General features: G+C 71.8%; 14 protein-coding genes and 1 pseudogene. 12 read left to right on the plus strand and 3 right to left on the minus strand.

The window, feature by feature from the left end:
* The first annotated feature begins 80 nt into the window (after positions 1 to 80).
* The 8 genes from OG514_RS27240 (at position 81) to OG514_RS27275 (ending at position 10,258) form a co-directional block, all read left to right on the plus strand.
* Entirely contained in the window at positions 81 to 1,595 is a 1,515-nt protein-coding gene (locus tag OG514_RS27240; RefSeq protein WP_266899246.1) for an alpha-N-arabinofuranosidase, read from the plus strand.
* Positions 1,596 to 1,758: 163 nt separating this feature from the next.
* Positions 1,759 to 3,042, plus strand: coding sequence for an ABC transporter substrate-binding protein (locus OG514_RS27245; protein WP_266899248.1), 1,284 nt, complete (start codon positions 1,759 to 1,761; stop codon positions 3,040 to 3,042).
* A gap of 11 nt (positions 3,043 to 3,053) precedes the next feature.
* Positions 3,054 to 4,064 carry a carbohydrate ABC transporter permease gene (locus OG514_RS27250; RefSeq protein WP_266899250.1) on the plus strand — a complete coding sequence of 337 codons (1,011 nt, stop codon included), beginning with the start codon at positions 3,054 to 3,056 and terminating at the stop codon, positions 4,062 to 4,064.
* Positions 4,061 to 4,930, plus strand: a complete 870-nt coding sequence (locus OG514_RS27255) for a carbohydrate ABC transporter permease (protein WP_266899252.1) — start codon at positions 4,061 to 4,063, stop codon at positions 4,928 to 4,930. Before OG514_RS27250 ends, OG514_RS27255 begins: the two co-directional genes overlap by 4 nt.
* A gap of 14 nt (positions 4,931 to 4,944) precedes the next feature.
* On the plus strand, positions 4,945 to 5,523 hold the full coding sequence (locus OG514_RS27260) for a hypothetical protein (RefSeq protein ID WP_266899254.1): 579 nt from the start codon (positions 4,945 to 4,947) through the stop codon (positions 5,521 to 5,523).
* 111 nt (positions 5,524 to 5,634) lie between these two features.
* Complete coding sequence (locus OG514_RS27265) at positions 5,635 to 8,367, plus strand: Tat pathway signal sequence domain protein (RefSeq protein WP_266899256.1); 2,733 nt, start codon at positions 5,635 to 5,637, stop codon at positions 8,365 to 8,367.
* 17 nt (positions 8,368 to 8,384) lie between these two features.
* Entirely contained in the window at positions 8,385 to 9,464 is a 1,080-nt protein-coding gene (locus OG514_RS27270) for a rhamnogalacturonan acetylesterase (RefSeq protein ID WP_266899258.1), read from the plus strand.
* A gap of 194 nt (positions 9,465 to 9,658) precedes the next feature.
* A complete protein-coding gene (locus OG514_RS27275; protein WP_266899260.1) occupies positions 9,659 to 10,258 on the plus strand; it encodes a DUF4328 domain-containing protein in 600 nt (199 codons plus the stop codon).
* 37 nt (positions 10,259 to 10,295) lie between these two features.
* Here the strand turns inward: OG514_RS27275 and OG514_RS27280 are convergent, their stop codons facing one another.
* On the minus strand, positions 10,296 to 13,187 hold the full coding sequence (locus OG514_RS27280; RefSeq protein WP_266899262.1) for a glycoside hydrolase family 2 TIM barrel-domain containing protein: 2,892 nt from the start codon (positions 13,185 to 13,187) through the stop codon (positions 10,296 to 10,298).
* Between the two features lie 237 nt (positions 13,188 to 13,424).
* On the opposite strand from OG514_RS27280, the gene OG514_RS27285 reads away from it, so the two are divergent.
* The 4 genes from OG514_RS27285 (at position 13,425) to OG514_RS27300 (ending at position 17,511) form a co-directional block, all read left to right on the plus strand.
* Positions 13,425 to 14,507: a LacI family DNA-binding transcriptional regulator gene (locus tag OG514_RS27285; protein ID WP_266899264.1), complete on the plus strand. Its 1,083-nt coding sequence runs from the start codon at positions 13,425 to 13,427 to the stop codon at positions 14,505 to 14,507.
* Positions 14,488 to 15,027 carry a SigE family RNA polymerase sigma factor gene (locus OG514_RS27290; protein ID WP_266899266.1) on the plus strand — a complete coding sequence of 180 codons (540 nt, stop codon included), beginning with the start codon at positions 14,488 to 14,490 and terminating at the stop codon, positions 15,025 to 15,027. Before OG514_RS27285 ends, OG514_RS27290 begins: the two co-directional genes overlap by 20 nt.
* Complete coding sequence (locus OG514_RS27295; protein ID WP_266899268.1) at positions 15,027 to 15,698, plus strand: hypothetical protein; 672 nt, start codon at positions 15,027 to 15,029, stop codon at positions 15,696 to 15,698. Before OG514_RS27290 ends, OG514_RS27295 begins: the two co-directional genes overlap by 1 nt.
* Positions 15,699 to 15,825: 127 nt before the next feature.
* Entirely contained in the window at positions 15,826 to 17,511 is a 1,686-nt protein-coding gene (locus tag OG514_RS27300; RefSeq protein WP_266899270.1) for a rhamnogalacturonan lyase B N-terminal domain-containing protein, read from the plus strand.
* A gap of 64 nt (positions 17,512 to 17,575) precedes the next feature.
* Here OG514_RS27300 and OG514_RS27305 read toward each other — a convergent pair whose 3' ends face one another.
* Positions 17,576 to 18,700, minus strand: coding sequence for a right-handed parallel beta-helix repeat-containing protein (locus OG514_RS27305; RefSeq protein WP_266899272.1), 1,125 nt, complete (start codon positions 18,698 to 18,700; stop codon positions 17,576 to 17,578).
* 56 nt (positions 18,701 to 18,756) lie between these two features.
* A pseudogene (locus tag OG514_RS27310) lies at positions 18,757 to 19,910 on the minus strand (pectinesterase family protein).

A 19,910-nucleotide genomic window follows, 5' to 3' on the forward strand; every position in this document is an offset into this window, starting at 1 on the left:
TTGACGCGGGAAGTCCCTCCTCCTACCTTCTCGTTCGGACACACGACAACTGGTCGATATTTCGAACGAGAGGGACACGCATGTCAGCCACGGAACCCGCCGCCCGCTTCACCCTCGACCCCGACTTCACCGTCGGCCCCGTCGGCCCGCGCCTCTTCGGCTCCTTCGTCGAGCACCTCGGGCGCTGCGTCTACACCGGCGTCCACGAGCCCGGCCATCCCACCGCCGACGAGGACGGACTGCGCACCGACGTCCTGGAACTCGTCCGCGAACTGGGTGTCACCGCGATCCGCTACCCCGGCGGCAACTTCGTCTCCGGATACCGCTGGGAGGACGGTGTCGGCCCGGCCGAGGAGCGCCCGCGCCGACTCGACGTCGCCTGGCGGTCCACCGAGACCAACCGCTTCGGCCTGAGCGAGTTCATCGCCTTCCTGCGGAAGGTCGGCCCGCAGGCTGAGCCGATGATGGCGCTCAACCTCGGCACCCGGGGCATCGCCGAGGCGATGGACCTCGTCGAGTACGCCAACCACCCGGGCGGCACCGAGCTTTCGGACCGTCGCATCGCCCACGGCGACAAGGACCCCTTCGGTATCCGCCTCTGGTGCCTGGGCAACGAGATGGACGGCACCTGGCAGACCGGACAGAAGACCGCCGAGGAGTACGGCAGGCTCGCCGCGCAGACCGCGCGCGCCCTGCGCCAGATCGACCCCGGCCTCGAACTCGTCGCCTGCGGCAGCTCGGCGCGCGGGCTGCCGACCTTCGCCGCCTGGGAGGCCACCGTCCTCGCGGAGACGTACGAGGTCGTCGACCACGTCTCGCTGCACGCCTACTACGAGGAGGTGGACGGCGACCGCGGTTCCTTCCTCGCCTCCGCCGTCGAGATGGAGGCCTTCATCGAGGAGGTCGTCGCCACCTGCGACCACGTCGGCGCCCGGCTGAAGTCGTCGAAGAGACTCACCCTCTCCTTCGACGAGTGGAACGTCTGGTACCAGCGCCGGCCCAATCCGCATCCCGTGCGGGACTGGCAGGAGGCCCCGCGCCTCCTGGAGGACGTCTACACCGTCACCGACGCCGTCGTGTTCGGCACCCTCCTGATCGCCCTGCTGCGCCACGCCGACCGGGTCGCGGTGGCCTGTCTCGCCCAGCTGGTCAACGTGATCGCCCCGATCATGACCGAGCCCGGCGGCCCCGCCTGGCGCCAGACCACCTTCTTCCCCTTCGCGCAGGCCTCCCGGTACGGCCGGGGGGCCGTCCTCGACGTGCGCGTGGACTCGCCCACGTATCCCACGGAGCGGTACGGGGACGTACCGCTGCTGCACGCCACGGCCGTGCGAGACGAGGACGGCCGTGTCACCGTCTTCGCGGTCAACCGTGGCCGGAACGCGCCCCTGACTCTGGAGGTCGCCCTGCGCGGTCTCGACCTGGGCCGGGTCGTCGAGCACAGCGCGCTCGCCGACGCGGACCCGGAGGCGGCCAACACGCTCGACGAGCCGGAGCGGGTCACGCCGCACGCGGTGGAAGGCGCGACGCTGGCGGACGGGACGCTGCGGGCCGTCCTGGAGCCGATGTCCTGGAACGTCATCAGGCTGGCCTGAGAGGCCCACTGTTGAATCCTTTCATCCCGATCGCCCGAGGTCATGCTTCGAAGCGCTTCGAAAGATCCTGTCCGAAGCGTTGACGTGGCTGGCGGGCGAACCTACTTTGTCCCAGCAAGCGCTTTCCTGAAACGTTCTAATCACACGCGCGGGAGGACGAACTGTGCGTACTCAAAGCACTGTCGACCGTCGGAATCTGCTGAAGTTCGCGGGCGGGTCACTGGCGGCTCTCGGCCTGACCGCCGCGGGGTGCGGCACCGGCTCCGGATCAGGGGACGGCACCGTCACCATCCGGTACGCCTGGTGGGGCTCCGACGACCGGGCCAAGCGGATCAACCAGACGATCGCCCTCTTCGAGAAGAAGTACCCGAAGATCAAGGTCAAGACCGACTTCCAGCCGTACGCCGACTTCTGGAAGAAGTTCAACACCCAGGCCTCGGGCGGCAACGCGCCCGACGTCTTCCAGAACGCCATCGGCTTCCTGCGCAAGTACGACGCGAAGAACGTCCTGCTCGACCTGCGCGAGCAGGCCGAGCAGGGCAACCTCCGCCTCGACGGCTTCCGGGCCGGCCTGGAGAAGTTCGGCGAGGTCGACGGCAAGCTCCTCGGCATACCCGTCGGCAGCAACTCGATGGCCCTGGTCGTCGACCAGACCGTCTTCGGCAAGGCCGGCGTCACTCCCAAGGCCGGCTGGACCTGGGACGAGTACCACGCCGCCCTCGCCAAGATCCGTGACACCCAGGGCCGCGCCGGAGACGCGGGCCCCTACGGGATCATGTACCTGTACGACCTCTACCTGCGCCAGCACGGCAAGGCCTTCTTCAGCACCTCCGGACTCGGCTTCACCGAGGCGGATCTGACGGACTGGTGGACCAAGGCCCACCAGGGCGTCACGTCCGGCATCTACGCCGACCCGAAGCGGACCATCCAGGCCAAGCCCAAGTCGGCGGTCACCGCCGAACTCGCCGCCTGCGAGTTCACCTGGGACAACTTCACCGTCCGCTACGCCTCCGAGGGCAAGAGCCAGTACGGTCTCGCCCCCATCCCGACCACGGACGGCCGCAAGACCGGCCAGTACCTCGGCTCGCTCATGCTGAGCGGCTCCCGGCGCACCAAGCACCCCAAGGAAGTCGCCCAGTTCATCGACTTCATGGTCCACGACCCCGAGGTCGGGAAGATCATGGGCTATGACCGCGGCGTCCCGGCCACCACCGCCCAGTACGAGGCGTACGTGCCGACCGACGCGGTCGGCAAGCAGATCGCCGCGTACGAGAAGCAGCTGGTCGAGTCCCGCGTCCTGGAGCCGATCACACCGCACCCGGCGGGCGCCGACGTCACCGAGGCCGCGTTCCTGCGGCTCGGCGAGGAGATGTCCCTGGGCACCCGGCCCGTCCCGGACGCGGTGAAGCAGTTCTTCACCGAGGCGAAGACGGCGCTCGCCTCCTGATGGACGCCGCCGTGACCTCCGTACCGAACCCCGCGCCGGCGACCCCGCCGGACGTGGCGACCGCACCCGCGGACGCCACGTCCGGCGGGGACCGCCCGCGCCGGACGCCGGGCCGCGCCGGACAGCGCGACCGGGCCCGCCGCGAGAACCTCGCCGGCTATCTCTTCATGTCCCCCTGGATCGCCGGCTTCCTCCTGCTCACCGCGGGGCCCATGGTCGCCTCGCTCTACTTCGCCTTCACCGACTACAACCTCTTCGACGCCCCGAAGTGGATCGGCTTCGACAACTTCACCGAGATGTTCGGCGACCCCCGCTGGCGCACCTCCGTCGAAGTGACCAGCTGGTACGTGGTGATCGGCACCCCGCTCAAACTGGCCGCGGCACTCGGCGTGGCACTGCTGCTCAACCAGAGCCGCCGCGGGCAGGGCTTCTACCGGGCCGCGTTCTACGCGCCTTCGCTCGTCGGGGCCAGCGTCTCCATCGCCATCGTCTGGCGGGCGCTGTTCTCCGACGGCGCCGCGATCGACCGCGGCCAGCAGTTCCTCGGCATGGAGGCCGGCGGCTGGATCGGCGACCCGGACCGCATCATCTACAGCCTCGTCGCGCTCACCGTCTGGCAGTTCGGCGCCCCCATGGTCATCTTCCTGGCCGGACTCAAGCAGGTGCCGCGCGAACTGTACGAGGCGGCCGAGGTCGACGGCGCGGGCCCGCTGCGGAGGTTCTGGAGCATCACCCTGCCGATGATCTCCCCGGTCCTCTTCTTCAACGTGCTCCTGGAGACCATCCACTCCTTCCAGATCTTCGGATCCGCCTACATCATCGGCAGCCAGGGCAACGCCTGCGGACCGGCCGACGGCACCCTCGTCTACACCTGCTACCTCTACATCCAGGGCTTCGAGAACAGCCGGATGGGACTCGCCTCCGCGATGGCCTGGATGCTGCTGCTCGCCGTCGCCCTCGTCACGGCGTTCCTTTTCTGGTCCCAGCGGCGCTGGGTGCACTACGAGGAGGGGGCCCGATGAGCCTCACACGCACAGCCACGCGCCCCGCCAGGACGCGGACGGCCGGCTCGCTCGTCTGGCACCTCGGCGCCCTCGCCGTCCTCGCCGTCATCCTCTACCCCGTGGTGTGGGTCATCGGCGGCTCCTTCAAGCCGAACGACGAGATCGTCGGCAGCCTCGCCCTCTTCCCCACCGACCCGATCACCGACAACTACCGGCGCCTCGCCGACGGGATCGCCGACATCCCCATCACCACCTTCTTCGGCAACTCCCTCTTCCTGGCCGTCGGTTCGGTCATCGGCGTGGTCCTCTCCAGCTCGCTCGCGGCCTACGCCTTCGCCAAGGTCCGCTTCGCCGGGCGCGGACTGCTCTTCACCGCGATGATCGGCACGTTGCTCCTGCCGTACCACGTGCTGCTCATCCCGCAGTACGTGCTGTTCCAGAAGCTCGAACTCATCAACACCTACACGCCGTTGCTGCTCGGCAAGTACCTGGCCACGGACGCCTTCTTCGTCTTCCTGATGCTCCAGTTCATGCGCGGGCTGCCGAAGGAACTGGACGAGGCGGCGCGACTCGACGGCTGCGGGCACCTGCGCACGTACTGGTCGATCGTGCTGCCGCTGTGCCGGCCCGCTCTCATCACCAGCGCGATCTTCACGTTCATCAACGCGTGGAACGACTTCATGGGGCCGCTGATCTACCTCAACGAACCCGAGAAGTACACGGTCTCGCTCGGCCTCAAGATGTTCGTCGACCAGGACGGCGTCGCCAACTACGGCGGCATGATCGCGATGTCGCTCGTGGCGCTGCTTCCGGTGGTCGCGTTCTTCCTCGCCTTCCAGCGGTACCTCATCGACGGCATGGCCACGTCGGGCCTCAAGGGCTGAGGGGCGGTGCCGAGATGAGAGACCGGTTCCTGGCACGGTTCGCCGTCTTCGCCGAATGCCTGCTCGTCGGGGTGTGGATCGCCGTCGCCGCGCTGCCCCTCGTCACCCTCCCGGCGGCCCTCGCGGCCGGCGCCGCGCACCTGCGGCGCTGGACCGGCGACGAGGAGACCGGACTGCGGTACTTCACCGCCGACCTGCGCGCGGCCCTGCGGGGCGGCGGCTGGTCGGCGGGTCTCGGCTACGGGACCGCGCTCGCATTGGTGGGTGCCGACCTCGCGTTCGTACGGGCGCTGCCCGTGCCCGGCGGGCGGGCGGCCGGGGCCCTCGCGATCCTCGCGGCGCTCTGGCTGACGGTCACCCTCCTGCGGGCGGCCACCGCCTGGCGCCCGGACCTGCGCTGGCGCCCCCTGCTGGGCCCCGCCGCCCGCCGCGCGCTGCGCGACCCGGCGGGCTCCCTCCTCGTCGTCTGCGGCCTGGCGGTGATCGCGGCGTCGGCCTGGTTCTCCGCCCCCCTGGCCCTACCGGCCCTCGGCATCCTCGTCGCCTCGACTCTGGCGGCGGAACGCCGCGGGGCGGCTCCGGCGACTGCCTGATCAGGGGGCCCATCCGGCCGGGGCCGCCCCCGGCACCTCCCGCCCCCGGCACCTTCCGCACCCTCCCGCTTCCGCCGGCATGCCTTCGGCATGCCCATGAAAGGAGTTCCCGTGTCTGCGATACCTCGCCGCTCCCTCCTCAAGGCCGCCGCCGTGGCCGGAGCCGCCGCACAGTTCAGCTGGGTGCTCGGGCGCGGGGACGCCCGGGCGGCCGCGCCCGCCGAGACCCCGGCGGCCGACCGGCCCGCGACCGTCACCTGGCTGGAGCCCGGTGGGCTCGGTGCCGCCGCCGGATCGACCTTCGGCGTCGCCTGGCCCAAGGGCGTCCACCCCGGGGACCGGGCCTTCGCGCTCACCGCCGCCGACGGCACCGACGTCCCCGTGCAGACCTGGACCACCGCCCGCTGGCCCGACGGCTCCCTCAAGTGGACCGCGCATGCCGTCGGACCCGAGGCCGCCGGGGTCGAGCGGTTCACCCTCGCGCCCGGGACCCCGGCGACCGTCGCGAAGACCGTCTCCGTGACCGAGACCGGCCGCCGGATCACCGTCGACACCGGCATCGTCCGGGCCGTCGTCTCCAAGGACGGCGGGAAACTCGTCGAGTCCGTCACCCGCGACGGCGTGAAGATCGCCACCGACGGCCGGCTCGTCCTGCTCCGCCAGAGCGACCTCGACGACGGCGACCACGGCAACGCCAAGTGGGACCGGTTCGACGGCGAGATCTCCGGCGCCGTCGTCGAACAGAGCGGCCCCGTCCGGGCCGTGGTCCGCATCGACGGAAAGCACCGCAAGGGGAGCCGGAGTTGGCTGCCGTTCTCGGTGCGCCTCTACTTCTACGCGGGCTCCGAGTCCTTCCGCATGGTCCACACCATCACCTACGACGGCGACCAGCAGAAGGACTTCATCCGCGGCCTCGGGGTCCGCTTCACCGTGCCCATGCGGGACGCCGCGTACGACCGGCACGTCCGCATCGCCGGTGAGGGCGCCGGGTTCCTCACCGAGGCCGTCCAGGGGATCACCGGCCTGCGCCGCGACCCCGGCGCCGCCGTCCGTACCGCCCAGGTCAAGGGTGAGAAGCTGCCCGACCCCGCCACCTGGGACCAGCGCGTCACCACCCGCATGCAGTACGTCCCCACCTGGGGCGACTACACCCTCGCCCAGCTCTCCGCCGACGGCTTCAGCCTCCGCAAGCGCACCAAGTCCGGCCACGGCTGGATCCCGGCCGGCGGCGGCCGGCGCGCCAGCGGCTTCGGCTACGTCGGCGGCGTGACCGGCGGACTCTCCTTCGGGATGCGGGACTTCTGGCAGAAGCACCCGGCCCAGCTCGACATCCGGGGCGCGGCCGGCGACGCCGCCGAGGTCACCCTCTGGCTCTGGTCGCCCGAGGCCCAGCCCATGGACCTGCGCTTCTACCACGACGGCATGGGGCAGGACACCTTCCCCGAGCAACTCGAAGGCCTCAACATCACCTACGAGGACCACGAGCCCGGCTTCGGCACCCCCTATGGCATCGCCCGCACCAGTGAGCTGATGTTCTGGGCCAACGCCGCCACCCCCACCGCCTCCACGCTCGTCGCCCAGGCGGCCGCCGTCCGTACCCCTCCGCAGCTCGCCGCCAGTCCCGAAGACCTGGTCCGCGCACGGGTGTTCGGCGGGCTGTTCTCGCCCGTCGACCGTTCCACCCCGGCGAAGGCGACGATCGAGGACCACCTCGACTACCTCTTCACGTACTACAAGGACCAGGTGGAGCAGCGCCGTTGGTACGGCTTCTGGGACTACGGCGACATCATGCACACCTACGACGAGGACCGGCACCAGTGGCGGTACGACGTCGGCGGCTATGCCTGGGACAACTCCGAGCTCTCGCCCGACCTGTGGCTCTGGTACGCGTACCTGCGCTCCGGCCGCTCCGACGTGTTCCGCTTCGCCGAGGCCATGACCCGCCACACCGGCGAGGTCGACGTCTACCACCTGGGCAAGTGGGCGGGCCTCGGCACCCGCCACGGCGTCCAGCACTTCGCCGACAGCGCGAAGCAGCAGCGCATCTCCACCGCCGTCTACCGTCGTCCCTACTACTTCCTCACCGCCGACGAACGCGTCGGCGACCTCATGCACGACCTGGTCGACTCCGACGAGACCTTCCTCGTCCTCGATCCCATCCGCAAGATCCGCACCGAGCCCTACACCCCCGACCGCCACGCCCTCTCCATCGGCTTCGGCACCGACTGGAGCGGTCTCGCCGCCGCCTGGCTCACCGAGTGGGAGCGCGGCGGCCCCAAGGCGGCCAAGGCCGAGGCCCGGTTGCGCTCCACCATGGAGACCATCGCCGCCCAGCCCAACGGCTTCGTCCAGGGCACCGGCCTCTACGACCTCGACACCGGCCGCTTCGCGATCGCCGACAAGCCCGTCGTCGGCGTCTCCCACCTCTCCGCGATGTTCGGCCTGGTCGAGATGTGCGCCGAGCTCATCGACCTCGTCGACCAGCCGAAGTTCAAGGAGGCCTGGCTCGACTACTGCCGCTACTTCAACGCCTCCAAGACCGAACAGGCCGCCCGCTACGGCCAGAACTTCGGCACCCTCCTCCTCTTCCAGGGCCACTCGCGCCAGGACGCCTACGCCGCCGCCCAGTCGAACGACACCAAGCTCGCCCAGCGCGCCTGGGCCAAGTTCGACAAGAGCGACGGCTACACCGCCGCCATGGTCTGGGACAAGACGCCGGTCCAGGGCTCCGCCGCCCTCGAACCGGGCTACGAGCACCTGTGGATCAGCACCAACACCACGGCCCTCTACGGCCTGGCCGCCATCCAGAACCTCGCCCTCGTCGGCGACCACCTGCCCAAGTGACCACCGGAGGCACCACGATGAGGAAGAGAGCGCTGCTCGCCGCCGCGGCGACCCTGCTCGGCACCCTGGCCGGCGCACCCGCCGCCCACGCCGCCCCCGCCCACGGCCCCCACGGCCAGGGGCTCGACCACTGCACCACCGCCACGACCTCGGACAACCTCTCGGACACCGCGTCCCTCAGCTGCCACTTCGCCGTCCCGCCCGGCACGTACGACGTCACCGTGACCCTCGGCGGCGACTCCGCCGGATCCACCGCCGTCAGCGGCGAGACCCGGCGCGCGCTGCTCGCCGAGACCGCCACCGAGGCCGGACAGCGCGTCCGGCGCTCGTTCACCGTGGACGTACGCGACCCGGAGGGCGAACCCACCGGACCGGCCGGAAGCCCCGGACTCGACCTGCTCCTCGGCGGCTCCGCACCCCGCGTCACCGCGCTCCGGGTCACCCCCGCCCGCGCGGCCCGCCGGCTCTTCCTCGTCGGGGACTCGACGGTCTGCGACCAGCCGGGCGACCCGTACACCGGCTGGGGTCAGCTCCTCCCCGCCCATCTGAAGCGGGGTATCGCGGTCGCCAACCACGCCGACTCCGGAGAGAGCACCGTCACGTTCCTGGAGAACCCGGCCCTCTTCGAGCGGGTCGAGGCCGCGATCCGGCCCGGCGACCCCGTCCTGATCCAGCTCGCCCACAACGACAAGCAGACGGACGCCGCCACCTACCGCGCGAACCTCACCACCCTGGTCGAGCGGGTACGAGCGCGGGGCGGCGAACCCGTCCTCGTCACCCCGATCGTCCGCCGCTGGTTCAACGCCGACGGCACCCTGAACAACGCCGTCGCCTTGCTCGTGAACGGCCTCGGCGTGGACCACCCCGCCGAGATCCGCGCCCTCGCCGCGACCCTGGGCACCCCGCTGATCGACCTCACCGCCCTCACCAGGGCGCGGGTCGAGGAGCTGGGCCCCGAGGCCTCCAAGGCGCTCTACCTGACGACGGAGAAGCGGGACAACACCCACACCTCGGTGCGCGGGGCCACGGAGTACGCGGCCCTCGTCGCGGCGGAGCTGCGGGCCCGTGGAATCGTCCCGGGGCGGCTGCTCCGCTAGGGGGTGTCTTGTCGATCAGGCCGGGCTCGCGGCGTCTGGCACGCCTTGATCCGACGCCAATGGTCAGACAGCCCCTGGGGCCGGAGGGCCGCCGCTCTTGGACGCCCTGGCCGAAACGCATCTACTATGCCGGTGATCATCGCCGCCGTGCCCTTACACGGCGGCGTCGCCGTGTCCCGGGGGGGAAACGTTTCATGGATGCGTACAACGTGCCGGTCGGACCGGCCGCCGTGCGGGGCCCGCGGTTCAGGTTCCGCAATCCGGTCGGACCGGCCCTCGTGGTCCAGTCGCTGATCGCCACCCAGGCCCTCGCCGACGTGTACATCATCGCGACCGGCGGCAAGGACTCACCCTGGCTCGCCGAGGACATGGTCCCGTTCCCGGCCGTGCTCCAGGTGGCGTGCTGGATCGCGTTCCTCTTCTGGTTCGTCCGCGTCCGCTCCAACGCCGAGGTCCTTGCCCCGGGCAGTCACAAGCACACCGTGGGCTTCGCCATCGGCGCCTGGGCCATCCCGCTCGCCATGTGGTGGATGCCGCGCCGCATCACCCTCGACATCCACCGGGCCGGCGGCCCGCCCCGCGACGCGTGGCTCATCAACGCCTGGTGGTTCGTCTGGCTCGTCGACGGCCCGTTCTCGGTCGCCTTCCACCTCGGGGTCCTCGATCAGACGGACTACCGCAACCCGGTCGACCAGGGCCTCAACATCCTGTGTGCGATCCTCGCGATCGCGGTCATCCGCCGGGTGACCGCCGCCCAGCCCGCAGGCCCCCTGCCGTACTTCAACATGACCTGAGCCCCGGCCCCCCACCGGGGGACCGGGGACGCGACGGTCAGCCGAGCGGGGTGAAGGCGAGGGAGAAGGCGGCCGGGGCCGCGTCGAGCCGGTACTCCGGCAGCACCCCCGGTCCGCAGGACTGGGAGCCGATGCCGTGCTGGGCGTGGTCCAGGTGCAGCCACAGCGTGTCGCCCGGGACCAGCTCGCCGCGGTGGGTCGCCGCGTCCAGTTGCTCGGTGGTCCAGCGGCGGGCGGTGAACGCGAACGCCGGGTCGCCCTCCACCCGTACGCCCCCCGTCGGGGACGTCAGCTCCACCCACCGCGTGTCGATCCGGGCCCCGTTCTCCTGCGGCCGCAGGTACGGGGTCTGGAGCGCGTCCACGGTCGCCTCCCAGCGGCCGAGCCGCGCCGCCGCCCGGGTGTCGGGGTACGCCTCGCCCGGCCCCGCCCCGTACCAGTCGACCCGGTCCAGGGGGGCCGGCAGACCGAGCCTCACCCCGAGCCGGGGCAGCGGCACCCGCCAGTCGCCGTCCGGGACCACCTCGACCGCGAGGCGCAGTGCCGTGCCGTCCGAGGTCCAGCGGTACGTGGTGCGGAGCCCGACGTCCGACGCGGCCGGTGCGACCCGCGACCGCACGGTCAACCCCTCCTCGTCCAGGAGGACTTCGTCCGTACGGTGCCGCATCCGGTGCAGGCCGAGCTCGCGCCAGAGCGGCCCGTGGCGCTCGTCGGGCTGCCAGGGCGCGCCGTCGTCGTTGTCCGTCGGCGCCCGCCACACGTCGAGGCGCGGGCCGGCGGTGACAGGGAGGGACCCGAGTGCCGACAGCGCACCGGTCCGGGCGTCGAAGACGCCGGGGCCGAGCGTGATCCGGTCCGAGGTGCGAGACGGGTGCGCGCGGGTCGGGGGAGCCGGGCGGACGGGTGCGGAGACCGGGATCTGTCCCCAGGCGACCTCGTGCCCGGCGGGCGCCCACGCGGTGTCCGCCGCGAGCAACGCCCGTACCGTCCACAGGGTTTCCGCACCTTCGCGATGAGCGGGCGGTACGGGAAGCGCGACCCGGGCGCTCGCCCCGGCGGCGAGCACGGGCACCTCCAGGGGGCCGGTGGCGAGCGTCTCGCCGTCGGCGAGGAAGGACCAGGTGAAGGCGAGATGTGCGAGGTCGGCGACGTCGTGGCCGTTGGTCACCAGGGCCGCGCCGGGTCCTCCGTCGGCGATGCGGACCGGCTCGACGACCTTCTTGTACTCCAGGAGTCCCGGCGACGGCGTCCGGTCGGGGAACAGCAGTCCGTCACAGACGAAGTTGCCGTCGTGCAGTTCCTCCCCGAAGTCGCCGCCGTAGCCGTACCCGTGGACCGGATGGACGAGGCCGTGGTCGATCCACTCCCAGACGAAGCCGCCCTGGCAGCGCTCGTACGTCTCGAAGAGCCGCTGGTAGTCGGCGAGTCCACCGGGGCCGTTGCCCATCGCGTGCGCGTACTCGCAGAGAATGAAGGGGAGTTGCGCGCGGGCGGCGGGTCCCCCGTCGGTGCGGCGGCCGATCTCCTCGACCTCGGCGTGCGGCGGATACATCCGCGAGTAGACGTCGGTGTCCGCGCAGGAACGGTCGCCCTCGTAGTGGACCGGGCGGGACGGGTCCCGGTCGCGGATCCACCGCGCCATCGCGGTGAGCCCCGCCCCGGTGCCGCACTCGTTGCCCAGCGACCACATCACCACCGACGGGTGGTTCTTGTCCCGCTCGACCAGGCGGGCCGCCCGGTCGAGCAGTGCCGGGGTCCAGCGGACGTCGTCGACCGGATTGCCCCGCCAGGCGAAGTCCTCGAAGCCGTGGGTCTCCAGGTCGCCCTCGTCGATCACCCAGAGCCCGTACGCGTCGCAGAGGTCGAGGAAGGCGGGGTGCGGCGGGTAGTGGGAGGTGCGGACGGCGTTGATGTTGTGCCGCTTCATCGACTCGACGTCCTCCCGCATGGTCGCGAGGTCCAGGCTGCGCCCGCGCTCCGGGTGGAACTCGTGCCGGTTCACGCCCCGGAAGAGCACCCGGCGCCCGTTCACCGTCATCACGCCGTTCTCGACCGCCACCGTCCGGAACCCGACGCGCAGCGGGACCCGCTCCCCGCCGGCCGCGAGCTCGGCCTCGTACAGTCGGGGGACCTCGGCGCTCCACGGCTCGACCGCGACCGTGACCGCCTCCCCGGTGGCGAAGTCAAGCCCGAGCTCCGGCACCGTGATCCGGCCCGCCACGTCGCCCTCGCACTCCACCCGCAGGGTGCCGGTGCCGGTGACGTGGTCGTACGAGGCACGGACGAAGAAGTCGCGGGGCGCGCCCTCCGGCCGGTGCAGCAGCGTCACGTCACGGAAGACGCCCGGCAGCCACCACTGGTCCTGGTCCTCCAGGTAGGAGCCGGAGGACCACTGGTGGACGCGGAGGGCGAGGACGTTGTCCCGGGCCTTCAGGAGGTGGCCGACGGCGAACTCGTGGGCGAGGCGCGAGCCCTTGAACTCGCCCAGCTCCGCGCCGTTGAGCCAGACCCGTGCACAGGACTCGACCCCGTCGAGGCGCAGGACCGCCCCACCGGTCGCGGGCCAGTCGGCGGGCAGGTCGAAGCGGCGCAGATGGTCACCGGTCGGGTTCTCGGCGGGGACGCGGGGTGGGTCGACGGGGAAGGGATAGCGGACATTGGTGTAGGCGGGGCCGCCGTACTCCCCGGGCGCCTCGCTCCCCTTGCCCTGGAGGACCCAGTGGCCCGGCACCGCGACCGTTCCCCAGTCGCTCGCGTCGTACTCGGGAGCCGCGAAGGCCAGGTCCTCGGCGTCGGCGGTGGGGGAGAGGCGGAACGCCCAATCGCCGTTCAGGGAGAGGGCGGGGGCGTCGGAGCGGGCGTACCAGGCGCGGGGCGGGAGCGTGCCTCGGCCGGGGGAGACGTCTTCGTACCAGGGCAGGGCGGACATGGTCCTCCTGTCGGAGAGAGGGAGAGAAAGGGGAGCTCAGTGGCTGTGAAAGCGCTTGCTGTCCCGTGTCCATCCCATCGCGTGGCACGCCCCCGCACAACCCCGCCCGGGCGTCGGACCCTTGGACTCTTCGCGACCCGCCTGGACAGCTCGACGAGCGGCCGCTTAGGGTCGGGGTCCGAATCATCGACGGGCGCCGTGCGCCCGGAACACCGGGAACACCCGAGGAGCGCGCACGTGGTCACCCTCGCCGATGTCGCCCGCCACGCCGGGGTGTCGGCCAGCACCGTCAGCTACGTGCTCAGCGGCAAACGCTCCATATCCGCCCCCACCCGCGAGCGGATCCAGCACAGCATCGACACCCTCGGCTACCGGCCGCACGCCGGCGCCCGCGCGCTCGCCAGCAGCCGCACCGACATCCTCGCCCTGATGATGCCACTGCGCACCGGCCTCTACGTGCCGGTCATGATGGAGATCGCGATGGCCGTCACCACCACGGCCCGCTCCCACGGCTACGACGTGCTGCTGCTCACCGGCGAGGAAGGCCCCGAAGCCGTCCGCCGCGTCGAGGGCAGCGCCATCGCCGACGCCATGATCGTCATGGACGTCGGACTGGACGACCCGCGGCTCCCCTGCCTCCAGGAGGCCGAACGGCCCGCCGTCCTCATCGGGCTCCCCACCGAATCCGCGGAAGCCGCCGACACCGCCGGACTCGACTGCGTCGACCTCGACTTCGAGGCCGCCGGCGCGCGCTGCGTCGAGCACCTCGCCGGACTCGGCCACACCCACGTCGCCGTCCTCGGCGAACCGCCCGCCGTCTACGAGCGGGGTACAGGCTTCGCCGCCCGCACCCTCACCGGACTGCGCGCCGCCGCCGACACCCACGGCGTCGGTCTGCTCCACCGGCCCGTCGACGGCACCTACGCGGCCGTCGCCGCCGCCGTCACCCGCGTCTTCGAGGAGCGCCCCGGCACCACGGCCCTCGTCGTCCAGAACGAGGCGGCCGTCGAACCGCTGCTCGCGCTCCTGCGCCACCAGGGCCGCGCCGTGCCCGAGGACGTCTCCGTCCTCGCCATCTGCCCCGACCAGGTCGCCGTCCACGCCTCCGTGCCGCTCACCGCCGTCTCCGTGCCCGCCCAGGAGATGGGCCGGCTCGCCGTGGAACGGCTCGTCGCGCGTCTCGCCGGGGAGGAACCCAGGGGCACGGAACTGATCCCGCCCCTGCTGACCGCCCGCGCCAGCACCGGACCGGCCACCACCTTCGGCGCCCCGTCCCCTTCCGCTTCGACCGAGGACCGTCGTGGTCTCGGCAGACACTGAGGCCGAGGGGAGCGCGGCGGAGTTCCGGGCCTTCTTCGAGCGCCACTACGCCGAACTCGCCCGTCTCGCCCATCTGCTGACGGGTGAGACCGACGCCGCCGACGACCTCGCCGCCGACGCCATGCTCGCCCTCTGGCACCGCTGGGACCGGGTCCGCGCCGCCGATCATCCCGCCGCCTACGCCCGCGGCGTCGTCACCAACCTCGTCCGCACCCGGATCCGTGGCACCGTCCGCGAGCGGCGCCGCATCGCCGCCTTCTGGGACCGGCGCCCCGACCACACCGAGGACCCGGACGTCCCCGCCGTCGTCGACGTGCGGACGGCGCTTCGCGCCCTGCCCTTCCGCAAGCGGGCCTGTGTCGTCCTCCGGCACGCCTTCGACCTCTCCGAACGCGACACCGCACTCGCGCTCGGCGTCTCGGTCGGTACGGTCAAGAGCCAGACCGCCAAGGGCATGGCCGAACTCCAGCGGCTGCTCGGCCCCCACGCCGTCACCGAACTCGCCACGGGGAGGCGCTGATGGACGAGACACGGCTCCGCCACGAGCTGCGGGAGGCAGCGCTCGCGCACCGGCCCGACCACGCCCGCATGCTCGCCCGGGTGGAACGCGGCCTGGCCGCGCCCGCCCCGGTGACCCGTCCGGTCCGGCCCGTGAATCGCTGGACCGGGCGCCGCTGGGCGGGGGTCGCGGCCGTCGCGGCGGCCGTCGCGGGAGTCGTCGGCCTCGGCGGTCTCGCGGCGACCACGCTGAACGGCCGGACCGCCACGCCCGCCACCGTGCTTCCCGCACCCGGCCCGAGCGCCCGGGCGACCGCCACGATCGACCCCGGCAGCAACCGCTGGTGGGCGCAGAGCGATCTCGGCCTGACGACCGACACCCCCGTCACCGGCCTCACCGTCGAGCTGCGGATCGTCCGCACTCCCGGCGTCGTGAGCACGGGCCACTGGCGCACCCGCCCCGCCGAGGACTTCACCGCGACGGTGGCCGAGGAGGGCAGGGAGCTGGTCTACCGATGGACGCTCAAGCCGGGCCGCACGGTCCCGCCGGGCCCCCATGTCTTCGCCGGCCAGTACAACCACGCCGAGGGGGTACGGGACGCCTCGGCCGACACGTACACCGCGGTCCTGACGGGCGCGGACGGCGGCCGCACCACCCTGGACGGCGACTTCGGCACGACGGCGGCGAAGTGACGGCACACGGGCCGCACGAGCCGTCCGCGACATCGTCTTGAAACGTTTCGAACATCCGGCAACCCCCACCCCTTCAGCGGCGACCTAGGGCTACCTGCCACCTCCGTACCGAAGGAGCCGCACCCCGATGAGCGCGTACGACACCTCCGCACAGCCCCTCCGCCGCCGCACCCTCCTCGGGGCCGCCGTCGCCGGGACGGCCGTCGCCGCCGCCGGCGGCCTCGTGCCCTCCCCGGCCACCGCCGCGGCCACCGCGTTCGGCTGGAGCGACGACGGCACCCAGTACGTCGTCGACACCGGCGCGGGACTGGTCTTCAAGGTCTCCAAGTCCACCGGCGACCTCACCTCCCTCGTCTACCAGGGCAAGGAGTACGAGGGCTACGGCGGCAAGCACTCGCACGTCGAGTCCGGCCTCGGCGCCTCCACCGTCACCCTGGCGCAGACCGGCTCCACCGTGCTGATCACCGTCGTTCACGGCACCCTCCGCCACTACCTCGCGGCCCGCTCCGGACGGAACAACGTCTACCTGTGGACCGACAAGGCCGACACGTCCTTCACGGCCACCCGCTTCATCGCCCGCCTCAAGCCCGGCGTCTTCCCCAACGAAGGCCCCGACTCCTGGGTCGAGGGCACGGACACCGTCATCGAGGCCGGGGATGTCTGGCAGCGCGCAGACGGCCACACCCGGTCCAAGCACTACTCCGGCGTCCGCGTCATGGACTACGACCACATCGGCTACACCACCGGCTCCGTCGGCCTCTGGATGATCCGCTCCAACCACGAGAAGGCCTCCGGCGGCCCCTTCTACCGCTCGCTGCTCCGGCACTCCAACGAACTGGGAGTCGGCCTGTACGAGATCCTCCACTACAACCAGTCCCAGACCGAGGCCATGCGCTTCGGCCTCCAGGGCCCCTACCTGCTGGCCTTCACCGACGGCGGCACCCCCGACCCGGCGCTCTTCGCCGCCAACCACGACACCTCATGGGTGGACGGCCTCGGCATTCCCGGCTGGGTCGGCGCAGCCGGCCGCGGACGGGTCGCCGGCGTCGGACTCCAGGGCATGGCCGCAGGCCACCCGTACACCGTCGGCTTCGCCAACGCCGACGCCCAGTACTGGGCCCGCGCCACCGCCGGAACCGGCGCCTTCTCTTGCCGGGGCATGCTCCCCGGCACGTACACCCTCACCGTGTACAAGGGTGAACTCGCCGTCCACACAAGCTCCGTGACCGTCACCGCGGGCGCCGCCACCGCCCTCCACACCCTCACCCTCACCAACGATCCGAGCACCGCCCCCGCCCTCTGGCGGATCGGCGACTGGGACGGCACCCCCGGCGCGTTCAAGAACGCCGCCCTCATGACGTACGCCCACCCCGCCGACGTCCGGGCCGCCGCCTGGACGGGGAACGTCGTCCTGGACGGGGGTGACGTGTCCGCCTCCTTCCCCTGCTATCTGTGGAAGGGCGTCAACGACGGCGTCCTCGTGTACTTCCGGCTGACCGCCGCCCAGGCCGCCGCCGCGCACACCCTGCGCATCGGGGTCACCACGGCCTTCCTCAACGGTCGCCCCCAGGTGACCGTCAACGACTGGGTCTCCGCGATCCCCTCACCGCCCACGCAGCCCTCGACCCGTTCGCTGACCAACGGCTCCTACCGGGGCACCAACCACACCTTCACGTACGTCGTCCCCGCGAGCGCCTGGAAGACCGACCCCGGCCAGTACAACGTGCTCAAGCTGAACGTCGTCAGCGGTTCCTCCGGCACCGGATTCCTGAGCCCGGGCACCGCCGTCGACTGCGTGGACCTGTTGGCCTGAGCAACGCCTGAGAGGGGAGGGGCCCCGGAGCGGGTCCCTCCCCTCGACTGCGTTGAGCAGCGGTTCAGTTCATCGTCGAACCGATCGTCGTCGAGCCGGTGGTGAGGAAGGCCGTCGACGGCAGCGAGCCGTCCGCCTTCCGCGCTCCGTACGCGCTCGCCGGATCGGTGGACAGGAACGCCGGCGTCGCGATCCCGCTGTCCCAGTTGTTGCCCGCCGAGACGACCGACGAGCCGGCGCTCACCGAGCCGGTGCCGTTGGAGACGGCCAGGTTCTTGCCGAGCCGGGCCGCGCCCGTCGCGAAGTAGTAGCCCTTCTTGCCGTTGGCGTAGGACGTCGTGCGGTTGATCTGGATCGCGCCCCGATTGCTGTTCTCGGTGAAGCCGTTGCCCGCGTTGTCCCAGGCCGCCGAGTTGTTGACGACATGCGCGACGACCTCGCCGTCGCCGCCCAGCTTGTATCCGTTGCCGTCGCCCGCGAAGGCCGAGTCCGACCAGCGGTTGCGCCCGTTGCCGTACGCCCAGCTGTGCTCGATCGTCAGCGGGCTCGACCAGGACCACAGGTCGACGCCGTCGTCGGAGTTGTTGGAGAGCCGGGCCCCGGTGATCAGGTTCCCGGTTCCGGAGCCGAACTTCACGGCCAGGCCGTCGGCGTTCTCGCCGTGGTTGGCGGCGTCGTAGTGACCGGAGGAGTCCAGGTTGCGGACGGTGTTGTCGTTGGTGTCGGCTCCGGTGAGGGTGAAGCCGGAGTCCCCGCCGTTGATCGTCCTGATCCGGTCCCAGGTGGTGCCCGTGCAGGAGGTGCAGACGACCGCGCTGTCCGGGGAGTTCTGGAAGGTGAGGTCGGCGACCGACCAGTAGTCGGCGGTGAGTTTGAAGATCCAGGAACCGGCCGGGAGTTGGGAGCCGTCGATCCGCACCGTCTCGGAGCCGTACGGTCGCAGCTGGATGCGGCTCGCGGAGGTGCCGTTGGCCGTGGACTGGAGGGTGGCCGTCGGGTAGTAGGTGCCGCCGCGGATCTGGATGACGGTGCCGGGGGTGGCGTTCTTCACGGCGGTGGCCAGGTCGGCCGCCGTCGAGACGGTGACGGTGGCGGCCTGTGCCGGACTCGCCAGGGCGCCGAGGCCGGCGCAAGCGGCCAGGACGGAGACGGCGACGAAGGTGCTCCTGGTGCGTGCGGTACGAGACATGACGTGCGGGTCCTCTCGTGTGCGGTGGGGGAGGAGCGGGTGGGTTCTTCCGGGGATCAGGGGCAGGGCGGGCGTGGGTTCCAGTCGCCGAGATACGTCGACCGGGTCGCGGACACTGCCTCGGAGGACCCGAGTTGGGGGCGGTTCTCCGGGACGGTGATCCGGGCACCAGGGCCGGAGTTGCGGTACTCGGCGAAGCGCTGCGCCTGCCATGGGTAGGCGTCGCGCATGTTCGCGTACGGGGCCACCGTGTCGACCCCCTGGCCGAGGACGGTGTCCCGGACCACGAGTGACGGCCAGGCGGTGAGGTCCGAGCCGGGGACCCAGGGGCGGGCCAGCTTGTAGTAGCCGTCCGGGGCCTCGCTGGTGACCCGGCAGCGGGCGGCGAGGAACCCGTACGGGTTCTCCCGGCCGTGGACGGGGCGAAGACGAAGCCGTGCGGGGCCGCCGCCAGATCGGGGCGGAGCAGCGTACGGAAGTGGCAGTGCTCGAAGACGGCGGTGGCCCGGCCGAAGACGAAGTCGACGTCACCCTCGACGTAGCAGTGCGCGAAGTACTGGCGGGCGAAGGCCGTCAGCGACATCGAGTCCGCGTACAGGGTGTCCTGGTGGCCGAGGAAGCGGCAGTGGAAGAAGGCCGACCGGTCGCCCTGCACCTTGAGCGCGACGGCCTGGGTACCGGGGTTGCCGGGGAGGTCCGTGCGCAGGAAGTCGTTGGCGAAGGTGACGCCGTGGGCGGTGAAGCCGGCCGCCTGGACGGTGGTGGTCGCGGAACCGGTGGTGCCGTAGGTGCCGCCCTCGGGGCGGGGCGTTCCGGCGGCGTTGGCGTACACCACGACGACGTCGCGGGGATCGCCGCTCGCGCCGATCCAGGTCATGTCGGTACGGGCCGGGCTCACGGCGACCGTCTCCCGGTACGTACCGGGGGCGAGCACCAGGGTCCGGCCGGTGCCGCTCGCGGCGGTGACCGCGGCCTGGACGCTGGTGTGGTCGCCGAGGCCGCCGGGGTGCACGTACAGGGTCCGCTCGGTGAGCCGGCGGTCGGGCGAACCGAACCGGCCGAAGGGCCGGGCACGCGACGGCGAGGTGGCCGGATCGGCGGAGACGGCCGAGGCGGGAGCGGCGGGCAGGGCCAGGGCGAGTGCGGCTCCGGCGGCGCCCAGGAGCAGGGAGCGGCGTCCCGTCGGCGCTCCGTTCGGGTGCGAGGGCAT

Origin of the sequence: Streptomyces sp. NBC_00572, from assembly GCF_026341815.1 — a bacterium.
Classification (GTDB): domain Bacteria; phylum Actinomycetota; class Actinomycetes; order Streptomycetales; family Streptomycetaceae; genus Streptomyces.

Bases quoted from the DNA above. Each gene is read 5' to 3' on its own strand.
- OG514_RS27240 (WP_266899246.1), top strand. From the start codon at position 81: ATGTCAGCCACGGAACCCGCCGCCCGCTTCACCCTCGACCCCGACTTC.
- OG514_RS27255 (WP_266899252.1), top strand. From the start codon at position 4,061: ATGAGCCTCACACGCACAGCCACGCGCCCCGCCAGGACGCGGACGGCC.
- OG514_RS27260 (WP_266899254.1), top strand. From the start codon at position 4,945: ATGAGAGACCGGTTCCTGGCACGGTTCGCCGTCTTCGCCGAATGCCTG.
- OG514_RS27270 (WP_266899258.1), top strand. From the start codon at position 8,385: ATGAGGAAGAGAGCGCTGCTCGCCGCCGCGGCGACCCTGCTCGGCACC.
- OG514_RS27275 (WP_266899260.1), top strand. From the start codon at position 9,659: ATGGATGCGTACAACGTGCCGGTCGGACCGGCCGCCGTGCGGGGCCCG.
- OG514_RS27280 (WP_266899262.1), bottom strand. From the start codon at position 13,187: ATGTCCGCCCTGCCCTGGTACGAAGACGTCTCCCCCGGCCGAGGCACG.
- OG514_RS27295 (WP_266899268.1), top strand. From the start codon at position 15,027: ATGGACGAGACACGGCTCCGCCACGAGCTGCGGGAGGCAGCGCTCGCG.
- OG514_RS27300 (WP_266899270.1), top strand. From the start codon at position 15,826: ATGAGCGCGTACGACACCTCCGCACAGCCCCTCCGCCGCCGCACCCTC.
- OG514_RS27305 (WP_266899272.1), bottom strand. From the start codon at position 18,700: ATGTCTCGTACCGCACGCACCAGGAGCACCTTCGTCGCCGTCTCCGTC.